Source organism: Acinetobacter sp. NBRC 100985 (assembly GCF_000241225.1).
GTDB lineage: Bacteria > Pseudomonadota > Gammaproteobacteria > Pseudomonadales > Moraxellaceae > Acinetobacter > Acinetobacter venetianus.
Genome location: NZ_BAEB01000030.1, coordinates 1 through 25,199, shown reverse-complemented (window position 1 = coordinate 25,199; position 25,199 = coordinate 1). Strand labels below are relative to the sequence as shown.

Sequence of the window (25,199 nt, the reverse complement as noted above, 5' to 3'; positions counted from 1 at the left end):
AACTGAGCTAAGCGCCCCTGAGCAAGGTAACAAAGAATACTTTGTCTGAGTAAAAAACTCAACTCAACCCTAGCATGCAAATTTAAAGTGGCGCAGCGGACGGGGCTCGAACCCGCGACCCCCGGCGTGACAGGCCGGTATTCTAACCAACTGAACTACCGCTGCACTATAATTTTGCAATTATGGGGTAAACGATTATTAAAACTTAAGTGGCGCAGCGGACGGGGCTCGAACCCGCGACCCCCGGCGTGACAGGCCGGTATTCTAACCAACTGAACTACCGCTGCACTTGAGTCTTAACGTAAAGGCTTGGTGGGCGCTGACGGGATCGAACCGCCGACATTCTGCTTGTAAGGCAGACGCTCTACCAACTGAGCTAAGCGCCCTTAACGTCTTCATCGTTTGTGAGGTGCATTATAGAGAATCTTTACAGCCTGTCAAACGCTTTTCCCAATCTTTTCCTAAAAAAGCGTACGAATGATTAAAAAATAAGTAATTCTTTGAAAAAACCGATATTTCCGTATTTTATTTAAGCACTTATTTCCATTTTAGAACTTCCTTTTCTAACGAATGTTCAGAAATATAGACCAAGGCATCTTCAGAAATGAGATCAAACAACTCGATAATTTCGTCATTCTTCATTCTGATACAACCATGCGACATTGGAATTCCCATTGGTTCAGTATCAGGAGTACCATGAATATAGATATATCGTTTAAATGTATCGCATCCCTCTCCGTGATTGAAACCCTGCTCTAAACCATCTAGCCATAAAATACGAGATAAAATCCAATCTCTTTGAGGGAATTGTTGAGCTAGTTGCTGGTCATAAACTTCGCCTGTCGGCTGACGCGCAATGAATACTGAATTTTGTGGCGCATTTTTACCAATTTTCTGTGCAACTCGATGCCATCCGCGTGGGGTTTTCCCACTATTTTCTTGTTCTCCAATACCATTTTTGCCAGATGAGATCACATAAAACTTATTATGTTTAGGTAAACTTAAAGTTTGTTGTGCTAAATCAATAACAACATCTGCTTGCTCAAGTGTATGCGCCATTTTTATCTCGGTATTAGATGAATCCTATTATTTCACCATAGCGTATTCTCTATTTCTTGTATTTTTCAGTAGTTTTTTTGTTTTCAACTTAAAATATTCAAATGGACAGCACTTACTATATGCCTAAATAATCAGTAAATGCCCTTTTCCTATCGTGGTTCGGGACGCATCCATAGCCAGGCAGCAACAATAAACATAGTGACATCAGTAAAAATTTTGACGAGAAAGGGAGCATTGGTAAACAGCATTAAAATACCGCTCAACAGCATCATGATACTTGCAATCCATTTGGCTTTACGGGGAACAGTCCCATTTTCACGCCAGTTACGCAATGTCGGTCCGTATTTAGGATGATTCAATAACCAAGCATCCATTTGAGGCCATCCTTTAGATGCGGCCCATGCGGCTAAAATAAGAAAGACTGTTGTTGGCATTCCTGGCAATATCGCGCCAATAATTCCTAGCGTAATAAAAATTACAACTAGACTCCGCCAAAACAAAGTTTTCATTTAGCAATTAACCAATACGTCAACACAAGCATGCTAGTATAAAGTGTTTTTTATCTGCTTTCTTAAACTTAGCTTGCTTATTTCTGTGATTGGGTTAAATGATGACTAAAGCTGTTGCTTATTTTGAACCTTGGTTACAGTTTAAAACCCCTATCGTTAGACAACTCGCTTTTAGTATCGCCAGTCCAAGTATTTTGGCAAAGCTCCCGCAAGAATTAATAATAAAAAATGCTTTTGAGTTGCATGATTCTACGCACTGGCAAACACTTTATCAAAAGTATGAACCTCGCTTATACGAACTTGATCTTTCCCCCCAGCCTTTGATTGACTTTCTCGCTAGACTTAAAAGTACTCGTTTGGGCTTACGTTTTGAAAATTTATTATGGTTTTGGTTGCTTGATAGTGATTACCACCATTATCAATTACTTGGACATAGTATTCAGATCATTTCTGGCGCGATAACGCTAGGAGAGCTGGATTTTTTGGTACTAAATCAAAAGACTCAACAAGTTGAGCATTGGGAAGTTGCTTTAAAATATTATTTGGGTGAATGTAAATTAGATTTAGCTGAATGGTATGGCCTCAACCGTGAAGACACTCTCAACAGAAAGCTAAAACATTTCACTGAACGTCAGTTTCAATTTTCAGAAGCAAATAACCACATCATTCAACGAAAATTTGCTGTGATGAAAGGTCAACTTTATTTACCTACTAGATATAACATTGCAAGAGCGCACCTTCCGGAATGGATAAATTCAGAACGACGCTTAGGTCGTTGGGGAACTCACCTCCCTCAAACAGATTATCATCGTTTGCAACGCCCTGAATGGTTATGTCCGAATCAAAATTTGAGTTCTGAATCAGCAAAATGGTGGACTGATGGTCTGTACTACGCCCCTATGAATGAGCCTCAATATTATATGTTTCGAACCTCAAGACTTACGTCATTAAATTCAGCTTAAATGAAGATTTGTTTGTGAAGTAACAATTCATAACACATCTACCAATAAACCATCATGTTCATTTTCTAGTACTTTTTTTAGTCTCTAAGAACATCATAATTACATTTAAACGGAGAAGATGATGAAAAAAATCTTAGTTGCTTCGATCATGACCGCTTTTGTATTGACTGGTTGTAATACCTTTAAGGGTTTTGGGCAGGATGTGTCTAAAGCAGGTGATAAAGTTACTCAAACTGCTGAAAAAACTCAGGATAAAATGTAATTTTTTAGAACAACCTCCACAAAACCTTATCTAGACATAGATAAGGTTTAATTTGACATACCTTTCTCAGTGATATTCCCCTATTATATCGGTTCAGATTTCACCAGATTTAGCCACATCTCGCATGAACCATTCCGATACTTTAGAACTTAGCCTACAACTCCTTCGTCAACCCTCTGTCACTCCAGTCGATCATGATTGCCAAAAAATCATGGCTGAGCGTTTAGAAAAGGTTGGTTTTAAAATCGAAAATATGCGCTTTGACGACGTTGACAACTTATGGGCGCGTCGTGGAACTCAACACCCAGTGTTTTGTTTTGCTGGTCATACGGATGTGGTCCCTACTGGTCACTTAGATGCTTGGAATTCAGATCCATTTTTACCAAGTATCCGTGATGGTAAGTTATATGGTCGCGGTTCAGCGGATATGAAAACAGCATTAGCCGCAATGGTTGTAGCATCAGAACGTTTTGTTGCTAAACATCCAGATCACAAGGGTTCTATTGCTTTCCTAATTACTTCTGATGAAGAAGGTCCATCAATCAATGGTACGGTTAAAGTTGTAGAGACCTTAGAAGCACGTAATGAGAAAATGACGTGGTGTTTAGTTGGCGAGCCATCTAGTACCAATACACTTGGTGACATTATTAAGAATGGTCGTCGTGGTTCACTCAATGCAGTACTCACGGTACATGGCAAACAAGGGCATGTTGCTTATCCGCACCTTGCGCAAAACCCAATCCATCTAGCATCTAAAGCAATCAATGATTTATGTGAAACTATATGGGATCATGGAAATGAATATTTCCCTGCAACATCATTCCAAATTTCAAATATCCAAGCCGGAACAGGTGCAACAAATGTTGTTCCAGGTACACTTAAAGTGACATTCAACTTCCGTTACTCAACAGAAGTCACCGCAGATGAATTAAAACAACGCGTTTTAGCAATACTCGACAAATACAATCTAACTTATGACATCAACTGGACTTTGTCAGGATTACCATTCCTAACCCCAGTTGGTGAACTTGTAAATGCCGCAACCACGGCAATCAAAAATGTCGTTAATGTTGATGCAGAACTCTCAACCAGTGGCGGTACTTCAGATGGTCGCTTTATCGCACCAACAGGTGCTCAAGTGCTAGAGTTAGGTGTTTTAAACGCAACAATTCACCAAATTAATGAGCATGTGAATGTAGACGATCTAGATCCGTTAGCTGAAATCTACGAACAAATCCTTATTGAATTGCTCGCATAAAAATAAAATTAAGTAAAAAAGGAACTCAAATGAGTTCCTTTTTTACTATAAACCAAGCTTTTTTTGTATGTTTTGCAAATCTGGGACATAAAACTGTTTATCCCCCATTTTCACATATTTAAAGACATTCTGATCAGCAATATCCCGCTCTTCATCTACAATCTCAGAAATACGCAATCGAATCGATTCAGGCATTTCATTACAAACTAAAGCAAAGCGTTCAGAAACGTCATCACCCTCAATAACTAATGCCACCCCTTGCTGCTCACTCGGATCATTCACAGAAAAAACAGGAAGCTTTAAATCATGCCACTCGATATAGTCCGCATCGGTTTGAGTATCCATTGCGGACAAAACAATATTCTGTGGCAGTAACATTGGCACATTTTGATGACACTCAATAATATAAGCATCAATAAATCCAGTAGAAACTGTAATTAAATGCTGTAACTCTTGCTGATCAATTTGACCTAATGTTGAGTTAGCGCTCTTTTTAGCCATTATTATTCACCTCTTAGCGCACTGCCAGTAAACTTTCAATATTTTCCAAGAGAGCTTCTTCTTGGAATGGTTTACCCATGTACTGACTTACACCTAATGACAATGCTCGCTCACGATGTTTCTCACCTGTACGTGAGGTAATCATGATAATTGGCAAGTCTCGATGTAATTCATGATGTCGAACAAGGTTTGTTACCTCGAAACCATCCATTCTTGGCATTTCAATATCAAGCAACATCAAATCTGGTTTAATGGTTTCAAGTTGCTCCATCGCATCCACACCATCTTTAGCAGTAACCACATCATAACCTTGTCGTTCCAACAAGCGAGATGTAACTTTACGCACCGTTACTGAGTCATCGACGATCATAATCAAGCGACGCTCATCATAACGATGTTTAGTATAAGTCTCATCAGCTTGTTTGCTACGATGGGTCGACTGCGCTTGACGTGCAATATTTTGACCATCCAAGATCAAACAAACTTGACCATCACCAAGAATCGTTGCACCTGCAATTACGCCAATGCTTGAGAATTGTTGGCCGATTGGTTTCACTACAATTTGGCCACGTGAACCAATCAATTGATCAACCAACAGCGCGGTCGTTTGCCCTTGAGCACCTTTAACCAACAGAACTGGCAATGAATGCACGATACCACTCAAACGAGGAATTGGCTGTCCCGCAACGAACTCAGACAAGTAACGTAAACGGTAATTTTCCTGATCGATTTTGAAGTAGTCTTCTTTACTCTCAAAGTATTGCTCTAGTGCAGTAGGTGAAATACGTACAATACGGTCAATTTGCGCCAATGGGAATGCAAATTGTTGATCGCCAGCTTTTACCATCAAGGCATCACTTACCGCTACCGTAGTTGGAACTCGAATAGTAAATGTTGTGCCTTTACCTAAATTTGAGTCAACACTGACGTGGCCACCAAGCGCCTTAATATCACTTTGAACCACATCAAGACCAACACCACGCCCTGAAATCTGGGTGACTTGAGCCGCGGTACTAAAGCCTGGATGGAAAATAAATTGTAGAATTTCTTCTTGATCAAGCTTTTGGTCTTTGGTCATAAGACCAGTTTGAATTGCTTTCTGCTTGATTCGGCTAACATCAATCCCTTTACCATCATCACTGAATGTCACAACAACATCAGTACCTTGACGACCAATATTTAAAACAATACTACCCGTTTCTGGCTTATTGGCTTTCAAACGATGTTCGTGATCTTCAATACCATGGTCAATCGCATTACGCAGCATGTGTTCGAATGGTGCAACCAATTTTTCAAGAATACTACGATCCAACTCGCCTTCAGTATTATTAACAATTAAGTCCGTTGGTCGATTTAACGTTGATGCAGTTTGGCGCACGATACGCTGTAAACGAGGTAACAATCTAGAGAATGGAACCAAGCGAGTACGCATTAGACTTTCTTGAATTTCGGCCTGAATACGCGACTGTTGTAATAACAGGCCTTCGGTATCACGAATCTTTTCAGATAAGGTTGTTTTAAAGTCAACCAAATCCGATGCTGATTCAGCTAACGATTTCGACAACTGATTTAAAGAAGAATATTGATCCATTTCTAATGGGTCAAAATCTTCATAGCGCGAGTTTTCGCCACCATGGCGTGCAATAATCTGACTTTCCAATTCGCCTTCCATACGGCGCAACTGATCAGCCAAACGCTTAATCGCAAGCTCCATTTCCGTTAACGTACCGCCCAGCTGACCTAAGTCCATTTCGATACGTGAACGGTTGATTGCATTCTCACCTGATAAGTCAATCATCTTCTCAATGACATCAGCTGAAACACGAATCATCTCATTGTTTTGCTCAACCCGCTCAGAGCTTTCCCACTCACCCAACATTGAAGGTGGCTCTGTGCCATCTCCCTGAACAAACTCCATAGTATATTCAGGCGTAAAGACATCTTTGGCTGATAGTTTTTGCGGTAATTGAGCAGAAACATCCACAAACTCCATCTTCTCCAAACTTTGTTTTAATCCATCAAAGTTTGCATATTGGCGTTTAAAGATTGCATCGCTTAACCAAGCAAAGGCTGTGTTTAATAAATTATCGTAAACATTCGAATTGAAATGGTGCACACCAAACTGCTCGAATGCATTTTCTAAATGATATGCAATGATCGCAATTGCATCCAACTCAGCCATTCGTGCGCCACCTTTTAAACTGTGGGCATTACGCTGAAGTTGTAATAACAAACTACGATTACTACGTTGATCAAACCATTGTTTTAATAAGCTCTGAGCTTGTTCAAGTAGCTCAGCAGCTTCTTCTAAGAAAGTCTCTTCAACTAGAGAGCGAACTTCATCATCAGCATGTAGAGATTCTGTTTCTTGAGTCGTATGTACCGATATAGAACTTTCTTCTATTTCAGGCTGTTCGATTGGTTCTACGACTTCAAACGTAGTTTGCTCTGATGGCGGCTCAATGATCTCCGCTTGTGATTCAACGAGTTCAATTTCTTCAGCCTGATGTTCTAAAGCATCAGTATGAGTAACAGATCCGCTCGGTTGTTGGATCAATTGCAAGACATGTGTTGATGGATAGTCAACCTGCTGGTCTCGAATGATTTGAATACGATCAGCAATATCATCCTGAACTAAACGAATTAAACCAATTAACTGCGGTGAAGGCTGCAACTGTTGATTAATCAACTTTTCATAAATCGTTTCAAGCTCATGCGCGATTAAGCCGATATGACGTGCCTGAATCATATTTGCACCACCCTTTAAGGTATGCAAATAACGCATCAAATTCTTTAATGCATCCGTATTTTGATAATTCGCGGTCCATAAATTGAGGTCTGAATCAATACCAACCAATAATTCATCTGCTTCATCAAGGAAAATATCCAGTAAATCAGGATCAAACTCACGATTAGATTCGCTTGAATTTAACAATTGCTTATCTAAAGCCAATTGAGATGCTTGATCTGCTGTATCAAAAGCAGCAGTTTGGGATAATGACAAATCTAAAGTCGACAGCTCATCATCCACCGTACTATCCAGATTAGAAACAGTAAATTCCAACTCATTTCCAATACTGAGTTCGTCTGTAATTGTTTCTTCTTCAACGAATGCTTCAGAAGTTGTTTGTGCTTCCAAAGGAATTTCAGCAGCAACACCTGTAGATTTAGCTAAACTTGTTAAGACAGCCAGAATATGTGTTGATGGATAATCAACTTTTTGATCTCGTATAGTTTGGATTCGATCAGCAATATCATCTTGTACTGCACGAATCACACGAATTAAATCAGGAGAAGCTTGTATTTGTTGATTGATTAACTTCTCATAAATGGTCTCTAACTCATGCGCGATTAAACCGATGTGACGTGCCTGAATCATATTTGAACCACCTTTTAAGGTGTGCAAATAACGCATCAAGTTCTTAAGTGCATTAAGATTTTGATGATCGGCTGTCCAACTATTCAAATCATCATCAATACCAGACAACAATTCATCGGCTTCTTCAAGGAAAATATCTAATAAGTCAGGATCAAAATCTTTGTTAGATTCAACAGAATCAAGTAATTGTTTATCTAGTCTTAATTGGGCAGAGATATCGTTTGATTCAACTGTATTCACATTTTGAGAAACAGCTTCCTCAACTACATCTGCACTCTGAGTTAGGTGCAATGGTTCTGTAATTTTTTCAGCTTCTAAGGTTTCAACATTTTGCTGGGTAAATGAACTTAACTCATTTAACAAAAGTTCATGAGCTTTAGTTAAAGTGACACGTTGGCCAGCAGCTAGCGTATCAAACAACTGAATAAAGTACTGATGTACTTGATGATATAAATCAAATGCATAATCAAGATTCAACAAGTTTGGCTTGAACAATAAATCTTGATAGCTTGATCGCATTAAACTCGTGTATTGATACATCCCAATCGTCGCATGATGATGGGTATGCTGTAGCAAAAGCTCTGTTTGCTGACTTAAAGACTGAATGTATTGAGGAAATTCATTACGAGCACGTTTTTCAAAATCAAACTCAACATCTAATAAATCATTGATATTCAATTCTAATAACTGAGAGACAAGTCCCTGCGGACGAACAGCATCTCCAAGTTTTTCTTCCAATTGGAAGTCGTAACTATCCCATGCAGCATTAAAAGTATTATATATTTGATCAAGCTGCTCTTGGACACCTTCTTGCTTCAAGGTATGTAAATAGTCACGAACAAACTGAGCATAATTTGTAAGAAGCGCCGTTTCGTCAGAACTAGAATCCAGTTCATCTTGCAACAAGGTTTTAAATAAGTTTTCTACTTTGGAACTTGCTTCAAATACTTGATCAACATGCGCCATAGCTGAACTACCACGCAATGTATGTAACGCACGAATCAAAGTATTATAGTTGTCGTTGGTTGGACGCTCATTTATCAAGAACTGATCAATTGTAGCTAAATGATCCTCTGCTTCCTCCAAGAAAATAGCGAGAGTTTCTTTAATGAGAACATCATCCACCTGATCTTCGCTATCAAAGTCAGCAGCCTCTACGTGCTCAACTTCGGCAGTAATATCTTCTGCAAAAACATCTTCTAGATCTGTTGAGACTGTTTCACTATTCAGTGTATTTGCTAATTGTAATAATTCAGCTAGCGCTGGTTCAGGGCTATGCTGTTGTTGTAATTGTTGTCCTAAAAGAACCAATGGCTTTAGATTAATTTGATGCTTTTGAACCGATTTAAAATCTTGGAAAAGTTTAAAATGATACACATTGAAAATGGCTTGGACATATTGCTGAATTTCGCTGTTTAACGGAAGTGTGCCAGCAAGTACTCTGTTTAGCGTATCTTCAACCGTCCAAGCCAATTCACCAGAAGACTTCGCACCAACCATGCGACCAGAGCCTTTTAGTGTATGGAAATGACGACGAATATCTGTCAACACATCTTGCTGGTTCGGCTGCTCGATCCATTGAGCCAATAAAGGTTCTAACTCAACAAAAATCTCTTCTAACTCTTCGATAAAAATTTCGAGAATTTCTGAGTCTTGTTCAAGATAACTATCTTCAGGAAGCGTCATCGTTTCAACTAACGTTTTTAATATTTCTTTCATAGCGGCTTCTTTCGTTTTTATCCACGAATTGTGGCTAAAAAATACGTTTATCTAACGCACAAGATGTCTTTCCGTCGAATCCTCATCTTGCCGAGATAGTCTATATCTATACAAAAGGAAGGCAGATACCCCATCTACCCTCCTTTCTTGACTTATTCAGGTAACTTAAAGTCTGTTACTGATTCACGTAATGATTCAGCCATATTTGCCAATTCAGAAACTGAGCGAGCTGTATCAAAAGTTGCAGTCGTAGTTTGAGATGTAATTTCCTGTACGACATTCATCGTTGTAGCAATATGACCTGCTGATGCAGACTGAAGTTTTGCAGCATCAGAAATGCTTGCAATTAACTTCGCCAAATCGCCCGATACCGTTTGAATTTCGTCTAGTGCAATACCCGCATCTTTTGCTAAGTTCGCACCACGAACAACTTCTGAAGTCGTTTGTTCCATGGAAATAACGGCTTCGTTAGTATCTGTTTGAATCGTTTTTACCAAACTCTCAATCTGCTTTGTTGCAGAAGCAGAACGTTCTGCTAGACGCTGTACCTCATCCGCTACAACGGCGAAACCACGACCCGCTTCACCTGCCATAGACGCCTGAATAGCAGCGTTTAATGCCAAGATGTTCGTTTGGTCGGCAATATCATTAATCAGAGAGACGATGTTACCAATCTCTTGTGAAGATTCACCCAAACGCTTAATACGTTTTGATGTTTCTTGAATCTGTTCACGAATATGATCCATACCTTCAATCGAACGGTTTACAACTTGCGCACCATTCGATGCAATTTGTACCGAACGTTGTGCTACGTCTGCTGATTCAGAAGCGTTTGCAGATACTTGGTCAATAGACAATGCCATTTCGTTCATCGCCGCTGATGCACCCGCAATTTCTTGTGCCTGATGCTCAGATGCCTCTGCTAACTGATTGGTAATATTCTGCGTATCTTGCGTATATCGAGCAACCTCTTGCGAAGTGTCCGTAATACGAGATACAAGGTCACGTAATTGATCAATTGCAAAGTTAATCGAGTCAGCAATTGCCCCTGTAAAGTCTTCAGATACCGTTGCATATGAACGTAAGTCACCATCGGCAAGATCGGCAATTTCATCGAGTAAACGTAAAATCGCGTTCTGGTTACGGTCATACTCATCTTGTAAGCGTGTAACACGCTCTTTATCCGTATTACTACGCAATGCAAGTAATTGTAGTGCTGAAAAAACAAGTAATCCCAAAGCACCAATTAATACAATACCAGCAATTACATTAGCCCAACCACCTTCAGCCTTATCAGATAACGTATTTAAAGAACCAAGCAAAGTATCTGATTGCGAGAAAATTTGTGACGAAGCTTGACGTACACGAACGATTTGGTTCGCATTCTTTAAAACTGTTTCAGCTGCTGACTTTAGGACTGCATCATAATCTGATTTGATACTATCGACTGACTCACGTAAATCCGGTGATGTAATACGATCTACGCCTAACTCGGCACTACCATTCAGTTGAGCATTTAAATAAACACCAAAGGTATCAATGTCCGCACCAAAGTCATTTGCAGAAACATTAGAATTATCAGTACCAACAAGAACCGAGTTAATAGAACGTAAAATACGCTCTGCGATAAACACTTGGTTCTTGGTGATGATTACCTGGCTACTTGGCATATTCTCACGTACCATCTGATCGACCATCAAGTTGTATTCTGCCTGAATCTCAGGAATCGTTTCACTGATCGAAATATTGGTATCGTATAATTGATTAATGACTTTTTGTTGTGAAGCAATTAATTCAATATTTTTAGATACGTCACCCCAAAGAGCATCAACTTTTTTGTACTCTTCTGAGCCAGTTCCATAAATACTTTCAACTGTTTCAAGATTCGAAGCAAAACGTTTTTCTGATTCAACTAGGCTTTTCATTGCCTCTGGTGTACCAGATGCAGTTGCTTCAGTCGCTTGACGAGAAATCATTTGCGACAATAAACGCAACTCACCCAAGCTACGAGTCAACTGATTCGAACGAGGCACACTAACGAAAAGATAAATCAAGAGAATAACTGCTAGAGCCAAAGCAATTAAAGCACGATAAAGAATAGGCTTTGATTTTTCAGTTTCACCGAAGATTCGAGAAAACTGATCGAGTTGCGTACGGATCTTTTCTAGAAACGCACCACCACTTTTTGAGCCAGTACTATCGCTACCACTAGCATTTTTCTTTTTAAGTTTAAAGCCCATATCAGCTTCTCCCCTGAATACGCGTTTATCTTCCGTAGCGCATTAAATTAGTTTATAAATTTTATTGATGCATTCATGTATTGAGGGTTTTTCAATAACCGACTCAGTAAAAATACATGCCATTGTTGATTATGTTGATGGAAATACCCCTGACAATAGTCTTGCAACTTATCGTCTAACTCAGCACTTTGAGAAAAGAAACTCTTTTTATTAAAGTGCTGAATCCCCAAAACTTGGTCAACAACCAAGCCAACATATTGATCTTGATGACTAATACAAATTACTTTTTGTGTTGGAGAAAACTGGCTTCGCTGTCCTGAAATAAAATGAGTTAAATCAGAAACTGAAAGCAACCGCCCTCGAATATTCGCCAAACCACGCACCCATGCCTGAGTATTTGGAACTGGGGTATATTTCGGTGGATAAATCACCTCAGAAATTTCCCCCAATGGCGCAACAAAATATTGCCCTAACATCTCAAATGCGATACCAGACCATCGGCTGACTTCATTTTGAGTTGAAGCGTATTGTTTATTGCCTCGCTTGGATAAGCGAAGCAATTCGATAAATCCATTTGCTGCCATAACCTATCCCGTAATGAGTAATGAAAAGGCTCGTATGAATTAACTTAATAATTGTTTAATTACATCAATAAGCTGTTGCTCATCAATTGGCTTGGTCAGATAGTCACATGCCCCTTGACGCTTACCCCACACACGATCTGTCGCCTGATCTTTGGTACTTACAATCACTACTGGAATATGTTGAGTGTCTTTACCTTTACTAATTTGACGAGTCGCTTGGAAGCCATTCATCCCAGGCATCACCACATCCATAAGAACCAAATCAGGCAACTCAGCTTGTGCCATTGTTACACCGTCAGCACCATTGGTTGCTTCAATTACTTCATAACCGTGTTTTGTTAAAATTTCTCTAAAACGAAAAGTTTCAGTAGGAGAATCATCTACTATAAGTATACGAGCCATTTTTTCCTCAATTTAAATTTTATGCGCTAACATGGTTACGAATCGCATTTAACAGCTCATCTTTACTGAATGGCTTTGTTAAATATTCATCAGACCCCACAACGCGCCCTTTTGCCTGATCAAACAAACCGTCTTTGCTTGACAACATAATCACTGGAATATTTTGATAGTTTAATGAATTCTTGATTAGGGCACAGGTCTGATAACCGTCTAGACGCGGCATCATAATATCAACAAAAACGATATCAGGATTTGCTTCGGCAATTTTCGATAAGGCTTCAAAACCATCAACCGCTGTCACAACTTCACAACCTTCTCGTTGGAGTAAAGTTTCAGCCGTACGTCGAATTGTTTTTGAATCGTCAATCACCATTACCTTTAAATTTTGAAATTTATCTTCCATTTAATTGTCCTGCCCCATTCACTCAATACAAATTATGGTTGGTTTAATTTGTTTTATACAGATTAGTTGATATTTTTAACATATCTCTACTTGCATTATCAATGAAGTTTTTTGAACCAACATATCAGTTTCCTACAACAATAATAATTAGGTCACACTTTTCACCAAATAACTATTTTTTTTGCATACTAAGTATTTTTAATTGTATAAATAGCTACTAATATACAACTGATTATTATTTAAAAATAAGTGATTTAATTAACTTTTATCGGGGAATGTAATGACTGGTTCGTTAAAGTTCGGTTTCCGTATTAGCGACTTTACAACGATTGCTCGTAATTACATTTGCGCTGTTTTTTTATGCGTTTTTTGCTCTTCTAGCTTTGCAGCAATCGAGCAACCTAAAGCAGTTTGGTACCGTTATTACGATAAAAATGGTGTGGCAAATGTAAGCACATCAGTGAGTCCCGAACATATTCGTTATGGCTATGAAGCACTTGATCGCAATATGCAAGTGATCAAAAAAAATCGTCCTTATAATGCCGCCCAAGATATTCAACAATCTGCACGTAGAGAGTCTATCGCTCGACAGAGAGAGCAAGATTTACGACTTAAACGCGCCTATGGCAATACAAAAATTGCTGCCTCAAAACGAGATCAAATTTTAGCAACATTGAAGAAGCAATTAAATTATCAACAAGATCAGCTTCAACAATTACAGCAAGATAAAATTGCATTCAAGCGCCAAGAAATGGAATATCATCGCAAAGGACAGGCAATCCCAACACAACTCAAAAACAATTTAGAAAATAACAACAGAAACATTGATAATGTCAAAAGAACAGTTGAAAGTTTACGTAATGCTTATCATAAAACCGAATCTGACTATGAAGATATTATCAATCGCTTACGTATATTAGAGCAAAATGATGCGAATCGAACACGCTAGTTTAACCATTGCTTAAATCATAATCTCTACACACTCGTATCACTTGGAAGAAATGCCACTGTTTAGTTTTTCCGAAATCAATGATTTCATGGCATAATGCCTACTCTTCAAAATTGATCTGTTTATCTATCATTTTTGTTATCTTCCTTAAATAACACTTAACTTTAGGATAGTTTCCATGCGCGCAAGCCGCTTTTTATTTGCAACGTTAAGAGAAACCCCAAATGATGCTGAAGTCATTTCACACCAGCTCATGTTACGTGCGGGGATGATTCGTAAATTAGCTTCTGGTTTATACTCTTGGTTGCCCATGGGAACGCGTGTTTTAAAGAAAGTTGATGCGATTGTTCGCGAAGAAATGAATCGTTCTGGTGCTTTAGAAGTATTCATGCCAGTTACCCAACCCGCTGCGCTTTGGGAAGAGTCTGGCCGTTATGAACAATATGGTCCAGAATTGTTGCGCTTTAAAGATCGCCACGATAATCCATTTGTGCTTGGTCCAACACATGAAGAAGTGATCACAGATTTAGCACGTAACGAATTAAAAAGTTATAAACAGTTACCTTTGAATTTTTATCAAATTCAAACTAAATTTCGTGATGAAATTCGCCCACGTTTTGGTGTGATGCGCTCTCGTGAGTTTATCATGAAAGATGCTTATTCATTCCACGCTGACCAAGCTTCTCTCCAAGAAACTTACGACGTAATGTATGACACTTATAGTCGCATCTTTACACGTCTCGGCTTAGACTTCCGTCCAGTTCAAGCAGATACAGGTTCAATTGGTGGTTCAGCTTCTCATGAGTTCCATGTGCTTGCTGCGAGTGGCGAAGATGATATCGCCTTCTCAACTGAATCAGACTTTGCTGCTAATGTTGAAATGGCTGAAGCTGTTTTAGTTGGTGAGCGTGCATCTGCAACACAAGCTTATACGCTTGTTGATACGCCGAATCAAAAAACCATTGCTGATGTCTGCCAGTTCTTAAACAGTGATGCTAAACAATCCGTTAAAGCGCTATTAGTACAAGGCCCAAGCGATGAGAAAGGTCATACACCAGTGGTTGCCCTGTTCTTACGTGGCGATCACGAACTGAATGATATTAAAGCCGAAAAGCATCCCTTAATCGCTGCACCTTTAACTTTTGCAACTGAAGAACAATTACAGCAACATGGATTAACAGCAGGTTTCTGTGGCCCACAAGGTCTCGTTGAAAAAGGTTTAACGGTTATCATTGATCGCGCTGCGTCTGTTCTATCTGACTTTGTAGCAGGTGCAAATGAAGTTGATAAACATGCAACTGGCGTAAACTGGGATCGTGACGCAAAATTCACAGAAGTCTTTGATCTTCGTAATGTTGTTGAAGGTGATCCATCTCCTGATGGCAAAGGCACGATTCAGATTAAGCGTGGTATCGAAGTGGGTCACATCTTCCAACTCGGTACAAAATACTCTGAGGCATTGGGGTGTAAAGTTCTCGGTGAAGATGGCAAACCATTCACAGTGACTATGGGTTGCTATGGCATAGGCGTAACACGCGTAGTTGCTGCTGCAATTGAACAAAACTTTGATGATAAAGGTATTATTTGGCCAAAAGCGATTGCACCGTTTGAAATTGCAATTGTTCCAATGAATGCACATAAATCACCTCGCACACTTGAAGCGGCTGAAGCCCTTTACGCTGAATTACAAGCACAAGGTTACGATGTATTACTTGATGATCGTAATGAGCGCCCAGGTGTTAAATTCTCTGATCTCGAGTTGATGGGAATTCCACATCGTATCGTAATCGGTGAAAAAGGTTTAGATGCTGGTACTTTTGAATACAAAGGTCGCCGAGATGCGGAAGCGAGTAACTTAAGCAAAGATGAGCTTATGGCTCAACTCACTCGTTAATTAAAAATTTCGCGTATAAAAAAAGCCGTTAGTAACGCTTTTTTATTGCTCAGTTATACAGTTAAATCTTTAATCGTTTCTGAAGGTCCATTCTTTTTGACCGACTCAATCCCTTTCTCACGAGACTGTTCACTGGCATAAAGTTGACTTGTACCAATTACTTGATGATTTGCAGCTTTTAAATTGAAATAAGGCTTCTCATTCTTAGAAGTTAGTCGCTCATATCGAACATCATCGGGACTATTTTTTTGCACTGATGCAATTCCATTCAATGCGGCAGCTTTAGTCTTATATAATTCGCTATTTAAAATAGTTTCAGCATTACCCGCTTTTAATACAAAACGATATTGCCCATCACTCGCTTGAGTTACCTCGAACCATCCAGCCATAAAGACCTCTATTTATTCAAATTGATTATTTGTTATTCACCCAATATAGAACAGCCAACCGCAATTAAAAAGATCATATTTTGTTCACTTTTAGTAATTTACTTCACTTATAAAATAAAAAGGGAGCACGTGCCCCCTCTCAGCACAAATCAAATTAAACTTTTTTAACAAATTCTGATTTTAGTTTCATAGCACCGACGCCATCAATCTTACAATCGATATTGTGACCATCACTTGCATCTGGCACTAAGCGAATACTTTTTACTTTCGTACCCACTTTAACAACGGAAGATGAACCTTTAATCTTAAGATCTTTAACCACAGTAACACTATCGCCATCAGCTAGAACATTACCATTTGCATCTTTAATTATTTCTTCTGCTTCAGAAGCTTGAGTTTCTCCGTCCTTCCACTCATGTGAACACTCTGGACAAATAAGAAGGTCGCCATCTTGGTATGTATATTCTGATTGGCATTTTGGGCAATTTGGCAAAGACATAAAAAAATCTCAAAAATCCTATTATGATAGATAGAGACCATTTTTCAAAATTTCAGGACTGAATCTCTTTTCCATACAAATAATTTTTTAGTACCAACGCATGATTTAACTCATGGTCTTTTGCTGCATAAATTAATGTTAATGGTTGTTTCATTGCAATTTGTTTTAGTTCATCGACATAAGGATTCTCCCCTAACTCTTGGTAATAGCCTTTTTGAAAACTTTGTCAATGTTCAGCCTGATGACAAAACTGTTTCCGTAATGCATTGGAAGGTGCAATTTCCTTTAACCACAAATCCAAATGTGCCCGTTCTTTTGAAATACCTCTTGGCCATAAACGATCTACAAGCACACGCATGCCATCTGACTCATTAACTGGATCATAAATACGCTTAATTTCAATTTGCATCACTTCCTCCAGATGGTTTAAAACTAGCTCTCCATTGAGATATCAATGACTTGTCCATGTGAATCAAAACTAACGCAAATCACATAATTGGTCACTTGATCAGGCAAGCTAAAATCAAGCATTTCATAGGCTTCTATTTCCTCATCATCCCCTTCATGCTCAAGTACCAAAGCATCTAAAACCTGTAAGGGTGTCGGTGAGGATGTCCCAAAATGTTTAAACCAATATTCAGGTTCAATTTCTTCCAAATGATGTTGTATATATAAATCAACGCTATCTTCAGCTTGTTGATCTTCTAAGGCCAATTGCATGGCAGCTCGTGCTAGTTTTTCACGTTGCTGTAAAATGGATAACTCTTTCATTTCCCCACCTCAAAATATCAAATTTATTATTAGTTTTTATTTATTTTTCAACACTTCAATTATTGATTAGGAATATCTGCTTCTACAAGCAAAGCAAATAAGCTTAGAGACTCTTGCCAACCTAAGTAACAAGCCTCTACAGGAATAACATCTGGAATTCCTTGCTGCGTAATATGAACTTCCGTCCCCACAATCACAGGTTTCAATTCAACTGTCACATTAATCTCTCCTGATAAGTTAGGATCCTCGAATTGATCTGTATAACGTAATCGTTCATTCTCGACGATTTCAATATAAGTACCGCTAAAAGCATGAATATGACCTGTTGAAAAGTTAGTAAATGACATTTTATATTTGCCGCCCACTTGTGGATCAAAATGATGGACTTTTGCAGTAAAGCCATGTGGCGGCATCCATTTCACTAATGCATCTGGATCTAGAAAAGCTTTAAAAACACGTGCTGGAGGAGCGGTAAAGACGCGATGTAGTTTTACTGTACCAGACATTATCATTCTCCATTTTGCTGCTTTTTTAACCTACAACTTTATCATAACAACTTCTATTAGAACTGTGGTGTTGCTGATCCCTCATTTCAGCTCGAATATCGAGAATCTAAAGCTGATTTTTTGTGAAAAATGGCGCAAAATAACAGTCCATATTTTCGTGATCAGAATATAGCTTTAGGATTGATCTATGAGTCAACTTGCTTTCACGGCTTTTAGCTTAAATGGTGTAGATGCACAAAAATTCCTTCAAGGACAAGTGACCGTTCATACAGAGCGCTTACCTGAAAACGAAAGTCGCTACACTGCTATTTGCGATTTAAAAGGACGTATTCATTTTGGTTTATGGATTAAAAAACTTAATCCTGAAAGTTTTGAGCTTGTGACAACACAGGATCAAGCAGAAGAGTTTGCAAAGCACATTAAAAAATTTGGTGCTTTTTCCAAAATGAAATTAGAAGAAGTTGGAACTGTTTTTCCAACAACAAATGGCAAGCAAACTGAATTTTCTCAAACCGAAACTGATATTGATGCTTGGCAAATTCAGGCGATTCAATCAGGTCAAGCTTGGATTACTCAAACAACTGAGCATCTTTTCCAACCGCAAGAGTTACGTTTACATCAACGTGATGGCGTTCATTTTGACAAAGGTTGTTATCTTGGTCAGGAAATTGTGGCTCGTCTTTGGTTTAAAGCAAAACCGAAACACTGGTTACATTTGATCCAAGCCAAAGGTGATCTTCCAATGCCAGCAACCCAACTCAGTAAAGATATAGAGGTGGTAAATAGTATTGCATTTGAAGATGGCTATCTTGCGCTTGTAATTGCCAAACCAGCGGCATTAGCAGAGCTGAATGTCAGTGTTTTAGATTTACCAGACGCACTCAATGGTGATGTAGCTCGTCCAAACTAAGTCCTTATAAAAATCATGCTTTAATTTTTTATTTTAAAACTCATGGGTTATCTCATGAGTTTTTTTGATTTAAATATTTCTTAATTAGTAATTATTTAAATCTAAAACTCGTAAAAATGCTCAAAAATAATAAAGCTAAAATTTAAATAAAATTGCACTACAATTCTTGTCGGAAATCCCAATCGACGCTATTGTTCAACAATTACTTATAGAATCAACTCCTCATGAAAATAATGATCAAAACATGGTTATCTGCAATTACTTTAAGCTTTTTGAGCTTACAAAACCTCTATGCTGATAACAAAACACTAGAACAAAATTTCAAGCGTAATTATCCAGATCTTCCAATCAAATCAATTTCTCCTTCCCCCTTAACAGGTATATATGAAGTCTATGTTGCAGGAAAAATTATTTATACGGATGAAACTGCAAAATATTTATTTTTTGGAAATTTATTGGATGTGAAAAATAAAACTAATCTTACCGAGGAACGCTTGATAGAGTTAGGAAAAATTGATGTTAAACAGCTACCTCTAAACCAAGCTATTAAATATGTGAAAGGAAATGGAGAACGTACGCTATATGTGTTCACTGATCCAGACTGCCCATATTGTCAAAAATTAGAACAATATATGACTTCCATCGACAATGTAACGGTCTACATTTTTTTATTCCCACTTAAGAAACTCCATCCTCAAGCTGAAATAGCGGCAAATAAAATTTGGTGTGCTAAAAATCAATATGAAGCTTGGGAGGATTATATGCTTCACCGCAAACTGAATAAAAATTCAGGCCAATGTGACACGCCTATTCAGAAAAACATAGCCCTTGGTCAATCACTTCAAATCAATGGAACTCCAACAATATTCTTTGCAAATGGCATGCGAGTTTCAGGCATTCCACAAGATGCTGAACAGATTGAATTACTATTGCAGGAAGCTAGTAAATAGAACTCGTAACCTTTAAGAAGCTCTTAAACCTGTTAAAACCAGTAGCCCATTAAACAAATGGACTACTGTTTTAATTTTGATTTAAGTTCTTTGATCCATCTTAATCAAGATATATACAAAACCATCATTTACAATTTACGCCAATTTTTTATGATGTGTATTGCATATTGCATATTGCACTCTGCTACATAAAGGATGAAAGCAGGTTTCGGTATAAGGAAAAAAATATGAAAAAGTTGCTCATTGCTAGTTTAATCCTAGCTGCATCTCACTCAACATTTGCAGCTGATAAGAAAACAACTGCTAAAAATGATGTGTTTGCAAAAGCAACCCAACTTTATGAAGCTAAGGATTTTTCAGGTGCATTCCAAGAAATGCAACGTATTGCAAATACAGGAAATGCTCAAGCTATTTACAATTTGGGCTATATGCATCAAGTTGGGCAAGGTACCACAAGAGATGAGGAGAAAGCCCTGCAATACTATCAAGACGCATCCAATAAGGGTTTTGGGCAAGCAAGTTACACCTTAGCTCAGGTTTATCGAAATGGTACTTTAGGTGTCACTAAAAATAGTCAAAAATATAAAGAATTCTTAGATAAAGCTTCGAATCAAGGCTCCGAAACTGCTATTGTAGAAAGTGCAAAATTACTTTTTGAACAAGGAAAACCTGAATATGATCAATTGGCAGTTCAAAAACTATTACCTTTATTACGTAAAGACTATCGACCTGCAGTTCACTTGAAAGCAATATATGACTTAAGCTTGGGAGTCAAAAACAAGAATCCTCTTATGCAAAAACAAGCGATAGAAAGCTTAGAGTCTCTAGCTAAGAAAGGTTATCCACCCTCTCTAATGGTTTTAGCAAATATGCTTGCAAATGGTGCTATCGTTGACCAGAACTTAGAACAAGCCAAAGATATTTTTTCTCGCCTAGCAGCAGGCAATTATCCTGGTGCAAAAGAATCTCTCGTAGAAGTTGAAAAAGCAATTGCTGCAAAAAAATCCAATCCTCAGCCTAAAAAATAACAAAAAAAGCGCCTGATCTTAGGCGCTTTTTATCATTTAAAATGCTTACTTACACTGATTCCAGCACTCCAATTACGCCCATCCGCTGGTTCAAAGAAACGACTATTACCATCATTAACAATAACTGAACCTGCATAATTTTTATCAAATAAGTTATCTACACGTGCAAAGCTATTAAAGCCCCAATCTGCATATTTCCAAGCATATCCTGTGTAGATCGATGCAATTGTATAGCTAGCAGCAGCATCACTATTACTGTCATCGACATAGATTTTGTCCATATACTGCGTATCAAGTCCTGCATAAAAACCTTGATCTGGTTTCCATGCTAGCCCAATAAATGCTTGATTCTTAGCGATGCCAGGAATTGCATTACCTTTAGGAATCTCAGCAATTTTTCCAAGTGCTGGAACATATGAATCAAAAGTTGCATCTAGGTAAGCATAACTCGCATTTACAGTAAGATCTTTCCAAACTTGCTTATTCCACGTAAATTCAGCACCTTTTCTTAAAGTACGATCTGCATTACGGAAAGTCGAACGACCATTTGAAGAACCCGCTGAAACAATATCATTTTGAGTTTTGCTCTGGAAAACGGCTACAGTAAAATCACCCAACTGATTTTGCGACTTTAAACCCAATTCATAGTTATCACTAGTCGATGGCTTTAAATCAAAATTAAAGCCCGACTTGTTACTATCAGCTTGATAAGCCATTTCAGTAAAAGTCGGTGTTTCAAAACCTTTTGCATAACTCACATAAGGCAATAATTCAGGCAGAATTTGCCAGCTTAACGCGGCTGAAGGCAAAATCTTGTCATACTCTGTTTTATCACTGTCATTCCCATTACTCAAATAGTGATCTTTAGATTTGTAATGCATATTGCTATAACGTACACCCGTATCTAAACGCCAAGTCGGTAAAAACTGCCAAGATGCTTGTAGATATGGATCGATATTCCATAAGCTATTGTCTTCATCACGGCGTAACGTGCCTTTAACGCCGTATGATGGTTCACCAGCAACAATATTAAAGTTTTCAAAACCTTGTCGATCTTCATCCATCTTATCGACGGCAACACCTATACTAAAGCGAGTATTTGGCAATAACTCTTTACCCGTCCAACGGAAATCAGCACCATAATAATTACGTTCAAAATCTATTACTCCACCTGCGTGATTAGGATTTAATTGTGCAGAGCGAGGAATAGATTGATACTGGGTCACTTGGCGATTACCAAAATATGCCATGCCATACAATTCATGCTGATCATTAAGCGGTTTTGACCACGTGATCCCTGTTTGTGTTTGATCAATATCTTTTCGAACATTGTAAGTATTGTTTGTATCATTCACTTGACGTGGATTATTCTGCCATTGCTGCCTATTCAATCCCTGCGGATCATCAGCATTAATCTTGACGTAATTGGTGATCCAGTTAATTTTACTGCCATCATCAAGATTCCACGTTAGTTTTGCATTATTCAATACTTTATTTGCGCCACTATGATTTCGAAATCCATCAGTATCAAAATAAGATGAACTAATGATATAACTTGGTTCATATTGGTGATCTGAACCGCCCTGTAAAATTAAACCAGCACGATTTTTATTGTGACTCCCACCAGCATAACTCATCTCAATCGAGTCTTTTCCTGTACCTTCTCTGGTGGTTGCTAAAATCGCACCACCTGACGAGTTACCATACAGTGAAGAAAATGGCCCCGTTAAAACCTCAAGATGACTTAAGCTACTCAAATCAACATTTGAGGTTTGCCCTTGTCCATCAGGCATGGTTGCAGGAATTCCATCAACATACAATCGAATACCACGAACGCCAAATGTAGACCGCGCACCAAAACCACGCATAGAAAGTTGCAGGTCTTGCGCGTAATTTTCTCTATTCCTAAGCTGAATACTTGGGACACCTTTCACGATTTCCGTCAAATTAACCTGCGCCGACTGGCTACTTTCAGGCATATCCACCCTAAAAATTGAAGCAGGCGTCTCCATGTAAGAAGTATCTGTACGTGTCGCTTCAACTTTGATTGTTGGGAGTTGTGCTGGCTGATCGTGATCAACCTCAATTGCCCATACTGAGGTATTACCCAATGCCATAAACATGGCAATGTAACCGTATAGAAGATTAATTTTCATCGAAGGCATGAAGATTCCTTATTTCTCGAAATTTTAAACGACAACAGCTAAAGCTAAGAATATGATTATTTTATGTTTATCTTAGGTATTTAACTTAAGTGAAAACAATTAAACTGATTAATCAGCATGATTAGCAAATAAAATTAAATACCCGCATAATTGTAAGTGAAACATTTGCCCTCATTGTATTGTTGTTGAAACAACTTGAGTTAACTATGCCTGAACTTCCTGAAGTTGAAACCACAAAAACCAGCTTACTGCCTTTATTAGAACAACGTGTTCAAGCCATTCGCGTTTTGAACCCAAGCTTGCGTTGGCCTATACCGAATGATATTAAAAAGCTGGTTGGACAGCGTTTAATGCAACTCAAGCGCCGTTCTAAATATATTCTTGCTGAGTTTGAGCAAGACCAAATGCTTTGGCATTTAGGTATGTCTGGAAGCTTCCGTTTATGTGAAGCCAAAGATGAACTACGCAAACATGATCATCTAATTATTGATTTTGAAGATCAGCAATTACGCTACCATGATCCACGTCGATTCGGGTGCATTCTTTGGCTTGATCAAAACAACCAGACTAAACTGATTGATACGCTCGGCCCTGAACCTCTGAGCGAAGATTTTAATGCAGCCTATTTACATGAAAAGCTAAATAAAAAAAATGTCGGCATCAAAATTGCTTTAATGGATAATCATATCGTTGTTGGCGTAGGTAATATTTATGCGACAGAAAGTCTATTTAATGTTGGCATCCATCCCGCACAACCTGCTTCAACGTTAACGAAAGTACAAATTGAGAAGCTGGTTATTGAGGTTAAACGCATCTTAAAACAAGCAATTGATTTAGGTGGTTCAACATTACGTAACTATAGTAATGCGATGGGTGAAAATGGTTATTTTCAGCAAACACTATTGGCATATGGCCGTGCTGGTGAAATGTGTGTGAACTGTGAAACAACGCTTGAAAACCTAAAGTTAGGACAACGAGCCAGTGTATTTTGCCCACAATGCCAGCCATTGAAGCTGAAGAAAGCTTAAGCAAATACAAGGTAATTGAAGGAGAAACATTATGCAAACTGCAATTGTTCGGCATATTCTAGTGAAAGACAAAGACTTAGCGGAACAGCTTAAGAAAAGAATTCAGTCTGGCGCAGACTTTGCAAAAATTGCGAAGCAGTATTCGACTTGTAACTCTGCTAAACGCGGTGGCGATTTAGGTGAAGTAAAAAAAGGGCAGCTTGTACCTGTAATTGATAAATTGGTGTTCACAGCTGCAGAACGAATTTTACACGGCCCAATTAAAAGTCAGTTTGGCTTCCATCTTTTAGAAATTAAATTCCGCATGGATGGTCTACGATAGATAAACAATGAGCTTAAATGTATCCATAAGCTCATTTCCTCCATGCATGAATGAGCTAATCTTGCTGAAGCTTCATGACATAAGTCCATGCATCTATTTTTTCACCAGACTCCAAAACAACTTCAGCAATAACTCGTTCATATTGGAATCCTTCAAACTCATCTAACATTGGCCAGTTTTGTTCTAATTTATCGGTACTAAATAAATAACCCTCAACTAGCAGATCATGTTGATTCAATACAATTGCAGGCAGTCCTTTGTCGGGCCCCCAATCCAATATATGGATGGTTCCATGTACCTTTGCAACTTGCCAATCCCCTTCAATAGCTCCCAAAATATGAGCATTTTCTCTATTCGGACACAATGTGCCATATACAAACAATCGGTTCATCATGTTATTCCATTTCAATTATTTAACATCTTAGAATGAAATTGAGTCAGAGACCATATTCATCAAAACTCATTATCTCAAAGAAATAGCAAATACCAATTAAACAACTACAATAAAAA

General features: G+C 38.4%; 24 protein-coding genes, 3 tRNA genes and 1 pseudogene. 10 read left to right on the top strand and 18 right to left on the bottom strand.

All coding sequences use genetic code 11. From position 1 onward, the window contains the following. Nucleotides 1–88: 88 nt before the first annotated feature. From ACT4_RS11680 to ACT4_RS11660, 5 genes are all read right to left on the bottom strand, one after another. A tRNA-Asp gene (locus tag ACT4_RS11680) sits at nucleotides 89–165 on the bottom strand. A gap of 45 nt (nucleotides 166–210) precedes the next feature. Continuing rightward, nucleotides 211–287 (bottom strand) — tRNA-Asp (locus tag ACT4_RS11675). A 23-nt stretch (nucleotides 288–310) separates the two neighbouring features. Then, a tRNA-Val gene (locus ACT4_RS11670) sits at nucleotides 311–386 on the bottom strand. A 151-nt stretch (nucleotides 387–537) separates the two neighbouring features. Continuing rightward, nucleotides 538–1,059, bottom strand: coding sequence for a cell wall-recycling L,D-carboxypeptidase ElsL (gene elsL / locus ACT4_RS11665; protein ID WP_007482469.1), 522 nt, complete (start codon nucleotides 1,057–1,059; stop codon nucleotides 538–540). Between the two features lie 149 nt (nucleotides 1,060–1,208). Beyond that, nucleotides 1,209–1,568, bottom strand: coding sequence for a YbaN family protein (locus tag ACT4_RS11660; protein WP_034605063.1), 360 nt, complete (start codon nucleotides 1,566–1,568; stop codon nucleotides 1,209–1,211). Between the two features lie 101 nt (nucleotides 1,569–1,669). On the opposite strand from ACT4_RS11660, the gene ACT4_RS11655 reads away from it, so the two are divergent. The 3 genes from ACT4_RS11655 to dapE all read left to right on the top strand — a co-directional run bounded on the left by ACT4_RS11655 (nucleotide 1,670) and on the right by dapE (nucleotide 4,050). After that, complete coding sequence (locus ACT4_RS11655) at nucleotides 1,670–2,530, top strand: DUF1853 family protein (protein WP_007482464.1); 861 nt, start codon at nucleotides 1,670–1,672, stop codon at nucleotides 2,528–2,530. A gap of 118 nt (nucleotides 2,531–2,648) precedes the next feature. Then, entirely contained in the window at nucleotides 2,649–2,792 is a 144-nt protein-coding gene (locus tag ACT4_RS11650) for an entericidin A/B family lipoprotein (protein WP_017196706.1), read from the top strand. 124 nt (nucleotides 2,793–2,916) lie between these two features. Next, the gene (gene dapE / locus ACT4_RS11645; protein WP_007482462.1) at nucleotides 2,917–4,050 is read left to right on the top strand and encodes a succinyl-diaminopimelate desuccinylase; all 1,134 of its coding nucleotides are present in this window, start codon (nucleotides 2,917–2,919) and stop codon (nucleotides 4,048–4,050) included. 45 nt (nucleotides 4,051–4,095) lie between these two features. Here dapE and ACT4_RS11640 read toward each other — a convergent pair whose 3' ends face one another. The 6 genes from ACT4_RS11640 to pilG all read right to left on the bottom strand — a co-directional run bounded on the left by ACT4_RS11640 (nucleotide 4,096) and on the right by pilG (nucleotide 13,278). Further along, a complete protein-coding gene (locus ACT4_RS11640; RefSeq protein ID WP_004877156.1) occupies nucleotides 4,096–4,551 on the bottom strand; it encodes a hypothetical protein in 456 nt (151 codons plus the stop codon). Nucleotides 4,552–4,564: 13 nt separating this feature from the next. Then, a complete protein-coding gene (locus ACT4_RS11635; RefSeq protein ID WP_007482461.1) occupies nucleotides 4,565–9,649 on the bottom strand; it encodes an Hpt domain-containing protein in 5,085 nt (1,694 codons plus the stop codon). Between the two features lie 152 nt (nucleotides 9,650–9,801). Beyond that, a complete protein-coding gene (locus ACT4_RS11630; RefSeq protein ID WP_004877160.1) occupies nucleotides 9,802–11,889 on the bottom strand; it encodes a methyl-accepting chemotaxis protein in 2,088 nt (695 codons plus the stop codon). A gap of 47 nt (nucleotides 11,890–11,936) precedes the next feature. Continuing rightward, nucleotides 11,937–12,473: a chemotaxis protein CheW gene (locus ACT4_RS11625; RefSeq protein WP_007482460.1), complete on the bottom strand. Its 537-nt coding sequence runs from the start codon at nucleotides 12,471–12,473 to the stop codon at nucleotides 11,937–11,939. Nucleotides 12,474–12,512: 39 nt separating this feature from the next. After that, on the bottom strand, nucleotides 12,513–12,875 hold the full coding sequence (locus tag ACT4_RS11620; RefSeq protein ID WP_004877164.1) for a PleD family two-component system response regulator: 363 nt from the start codon (nucleotides 12,873–12,875) through the stop codon (nucleotides 12,513–12,515). Between the two features lie 19 nt (nucleotides 12,876–12,894). Further along, nucleotides 12,895–13,278 (bottom strand): twitching motility response regulator PilG, encoded by a 384-nt coding sequence (gene pilG, locus ACT4_RS11615; RefSeq protein WP_004877165.1) that lies wholly within the window; start codon nucleotides 13,276–13,278, stop codon nucleotides 12,895–12,897. Between the two features lie 280 nt (nucleotides 13,279–13,558). Here pilG and ACT4_RS11610 point away from each other — a divergent pair, with 280 nt between their 5' ends. Beyond that, a complete protein-coding gene (locus tag ACT4_RS11610; protein WP_004877168.1) occupies nucleotides 13,559–14,227 on the top strand; it encodes a hypothetical protein in 669 nt (222 codons plus the stop codon). A gap of 178 nt (nucleotides 14,228–14,405) precedes the next feature. Continuing rightward, entirely contained in the window at nucleotides 14,406–16,121 is a 1,716-nt protein-coding gene (locus tag ACT4_RS11605; protein WP_007482459.1) for a proline--tRNA ligase, read from the top strand. Nucleotides 16,122–16,174: 53 nt separating this feature from the next. Here ACT4_RS11605 and ACT4_RS11600 read toward each other — a convergent pair whose 3' ends face one another. From ACT4_RS11600 to ACT4_RS11580, 5 genes and pseudogenes are all read right to left on the bottom strand, one after another. Beyond that, the gene (locus ACT4_RS11600) at nucleotides 16,175–16,510 is read right to left on the bottom strand and encodes a YegP family protein (RefSeq protein WP_004877172.1); all 336 of its coding nucleotides are present in this window, start codon (nucleotides 16,508–16,510) and stop codon (nucleotides 16,175–16,177) included. Between the two features lie 154 nt (nucleotides 16,511–16,664). Next, nucleotides 16,665–17,009 (bottom strand): zinc ribbon domain-containing protein YjdM, encoded by a 345-nt coding sequence (locus tag ACT4_RS11595; protein ID WP_007482458.1) that lies wholly within the window; start codon nucleotides 17,007–17,009, stop codon nucleotides 16,665–16,667. A gap of 52 nt (nucleotides 17,010–17,061) precedes the next feature. Next, a pseudogene (locus ACT4_RS11590) lies at nucleotides 17,062–17,418 on the bottom strand (DUF488 domain-containing protein). Between the two features lie 23 nt (nucleotides 17,419–17,441). After that, complete coding sequence (locus tag ACT4_RS11585; RefSeq protein WP_007482456.1) at nucleotides 17,442–17,780, bottom strand: DUF2004 domain-containing protein; 339 nt, start codon at nucleotides 17,778–17,780, stop codon at nucleotides 17,442–17,444. Between the two features lie 59 nt (nucleotides 17,781–17,839). Next, nucleotides 17,840–18,286 carry an SRPBCC family protein gene (locus ACT4_RS11580; RefSeq protein WP_007482455.1) on the bottom strand — a complete coding sequence of 149 codons (447 nt, stop codon included), beginning with the start codon at nucleotides 18,284–18,286 and terminating at the stop codon, nucleotides 17,840–17,842. 187 nt (nucleotides 18,287–18,473) lie between these two features. On the opposite strand from ACT4_RS11580, the gene ACT4_RS11575 reads away from it, so the two are divergent. The 3 genes from ACT4_RS11575 to ACT4_RS11565 all read left to right on the top strand — a co-directional run bounded on the left by ACT4_RS11575 (nucleotide 18,474) and on the right by ACT4_RS11565 (nucleotide 21,174). Next, nucleotides 18,474–19,196, top strand: a complete 723-nt coding sequence (locus ACT4_RS11575) for a folate-binding protein YgfZ (RefSeq protein ID WP_007482454.1) — start codon at nucleotides 18,474–18,476, stop codon at nucleotides 19,194–19,196. Between the two features lie 224 nt (nucleotides 19,197–19,420). After that, on the top strand, nucleotides 19,421–20,146 hold the full coding sequence (locus tag ACT4_RS11570) for a DsbC family protein (protein WP_007482453.1): 726 nt from the start codon (nucleotides 19,421–19,423) through the stop codon (nucleotides 20,144–20,146). Nucleotides 20,147–20,373: 227 nt separating this feature from the next. Beyond that, nucleotides 20,374–21,174, top strand: coding sequence for a tetratricopeptide repeat protein (locus ACT4_RS11565; protein WP_004877184.1), 801 nt, complete (start codon nucleotides 20,374–20,376; stop codon nucleotides 21,172–21,174). A 32-nt stretch (nucleotides 21,175–21,206) separates the two neighbouring features. Here ACT4_RS11565 and ACT4_RS11560 read toward each other — a convergent pair whose 3' ends face one another. After that, nucleotides 21,207–23,339 (bottom strand): TonB-dependent receptor domain-containing protein, encoded by a 2,133-nt coding sequence (locus tag ACT4_RS11560; RefSeq protein WP_007482452.1) that lies wholly within the window; start codon nucleotides 23,337–23,339, stop codon nucleotides 21,207–21,209. Nucleotides 23,340–23,545: 206 nt separating this feature from the next. Between ACT4_RS11560 and mutM the strand changes: the two genes are divergently transcribed. Together mutM and ACT4_RS11550 are read left to right on the top strand one after the other, a co-directional pair. After that, entirely contained in the window at nucleotides 23,546–24,367 is an 822-nt protein-coding gene (mutM, locus tag ACT4_RS11555; protein WP_004877187.1) for a bifunctional DNA-formamidopyrimidine glycosylase/DNA-(apurinic or apyrimidinic site) lyase, read from the top strand. A gap of 31 nt (nucleotides 24,368–24,398) precedes the next feature. Beyond that, entirely contained in the window at nucleotides 24,399–24,689 is a 291-nt protein-coding gene (locus ACT4_RS11550; protein ID WP_004877189.1) for a peptidylprolyl isomerase, read from the top strand. 55 nt (nucleotides 24,690–24,744) lie between these two features. Here ACT4_RS11550 and ACT4_RS11545 read toward each other — a convergent pair whose 3' ends face one another. Next, complete coding sequence (locus ACT4_RS11545; protein WP_007482451.1) at nucleotides 24,745–25,080, bottom strand: gamma-glutamylcyclotransferase family protein; 336 nt, start codon at nucleotides 25,078–25,080, stop codon at nucleotides 24,745–24,747. Nucleotides 25,081–25,199: the final 119 nt, after the last annotated feature.

Coding starts and splice junctions, on each gene's coding strand:
- elsL (WP_007482469.1), bottom strand. CDS start 1,059: ATGGCGCATACACTTGAGCAAGCAGATGTTGTTATTGATTTAGCACAA.
- ACT4_RS11660 (WP_034605063.1), bottom strand. CDS start 1,568: ATGAAAACTTTGTTTTGGCGGAGTCTAGTTGTAATTTTTATTACGCTA.
- ACT4_RS11655 (WP_007482464.1), top strand. CDS start 1,670: ATGACTAAAGCTGTTGCTTATTTTGAACCTTGGTTACAGTTTAAAACC.
- ACT4_RS11650 (WP_017196706.1), top strand. CDS start 2,649: ATGATGAAAAAAATCTTAGTTGCTTCGATCATGACCGCTTTTGTATTG.
- dapE (WP_007482462.1), top strand. CDS start 2,917: ATGAACCATTCCGATACTTTAGAACTTAGCCTACAACTCCTTCGTCAA.
- ACT4_RS11640 (WP_004877156.1), bottom strand. CDS start 4,551: ATGGCTAAAAAGAGCGCTAACTCAACATTAGGTCAAATTGATCAGCAA.
- ACT4_RS11635 (WP_007482461.1), bottom strand. CDS start 9,649: ATGAAAGAAATATTAAAAACGTTAGTTGAAACGATGACGCTTCCTGAA.
- ACT4_RS11630 (WP_004877160.1), bottom strand. CDS start 11,889: ATGGGCTTTAAACTTAAAAAGAAAAATGCTAGTGGTAGCGATAGTACT.
- ACT4_RS11625 (WP_007482460.1), bottom strand. CDS start 12,473: ATGGCAGCAAATGGATTTATCGAATTGCTTCGCTTATCCAAGCGAGGC.
- ACT4_RS11620 (WP_004877164.1), bottom strand. CDS start 12,875: ATGGCTCGTATACTTATAGTAGATGATTCTCCTACTGAAACTTTTCGT.
- pilG (WP_004877165.1), bottom strand. CDS start 13,278: ATGGAAGATAAATTTCAAAATTTAAAGGTAATGGTGATTGACGATTCA.
- ACT4_RS11610 (WP_004877168.1), top strand. CDS start 13,559: ATGACTGGTTCGTTAAAGTTCGGTTTCCGTATTAGCGACTTTACAACG.
- ACT4_RS11605 (WP_007482459.1), top strand. CDS start 14,406: ATGCGCGCAAGCCGCTTTTTATTTGCAACGTTAAGAGAAACCCCAAAT.
- ACT4_RS11600 (WP_004877172.1), bottom strand. CDS start 16,510: ATGGCTGGATGGTTCGAGGTAACTCAAGCGAGTGATGGGCAATATCGT.
- ACT4_RS11595 (WP_007482458.1), bottom strand. CDS start 17,009: ATGTCTTTGCCAAATTGCCCAAAATGCCAATCAGAATATACATACCAA.
- ACT4_RS11585 (WP_007482456.1), bottom strand. CDS start 17,780: ATGAAAGAGTTATCCATTTTACAGCAACGTGAAAAACTAGCACGAGCT.
- ACT4_RS11580 (WP_007482455.1), bottom strand. CDS start 18,286: ATGTCTGGTACAGTAAAACTACATCGCGTCTTTACCGCTCCTCCAGCA.
- ACT4_RS11575 (WP_007482454.1), top strand. CDS start 18,474: ATGAGTCAACTTGCTTTCACGGCTTTTAGCTTAAATGGTGTAGATGCA.
- ACT4_RS11570 (WP_007482453.1), top strand. CDS start 19,421: ATGAAAATAATGATCAAAACATGGTTATCTGCAATTACTTTAAGCTTT.
- ACT4_RS11565 (WP_004877184.1), top strand. CDS start 20,374: ATGAAAAAGTTGCTCATTGCTAGTTTAATCCTAGCTGCATCTCACTCA.
- ACT4_RS11560 (WP_007482452.1), bottom strand. CDS start 23,339: ATGCCTTCGATGAAAATTAATCTTCTATACGGTTACATTGCCATGTTT.
- mutM (WP_004877187.1), top strand. CDS start 23,546: ATGCCTGAACTTCCTGAAGTTGAAACCACAAAAACCAGCTTACTGCCT.
- ACT4_RS11550 (WP_004877189.1), top strand. CDS start 24,399: ATGCAAACTGCAATTGTTCGGCATATTCTAGTGAAAGACAAAGACTTA.
- ACT4_RS11545 (WP_007482451.1), bottom strand. CDS start 25,080: ATGAACCGATTGTTTGTATATGGCACATTGTGTCCGAATAGAGAAAAT.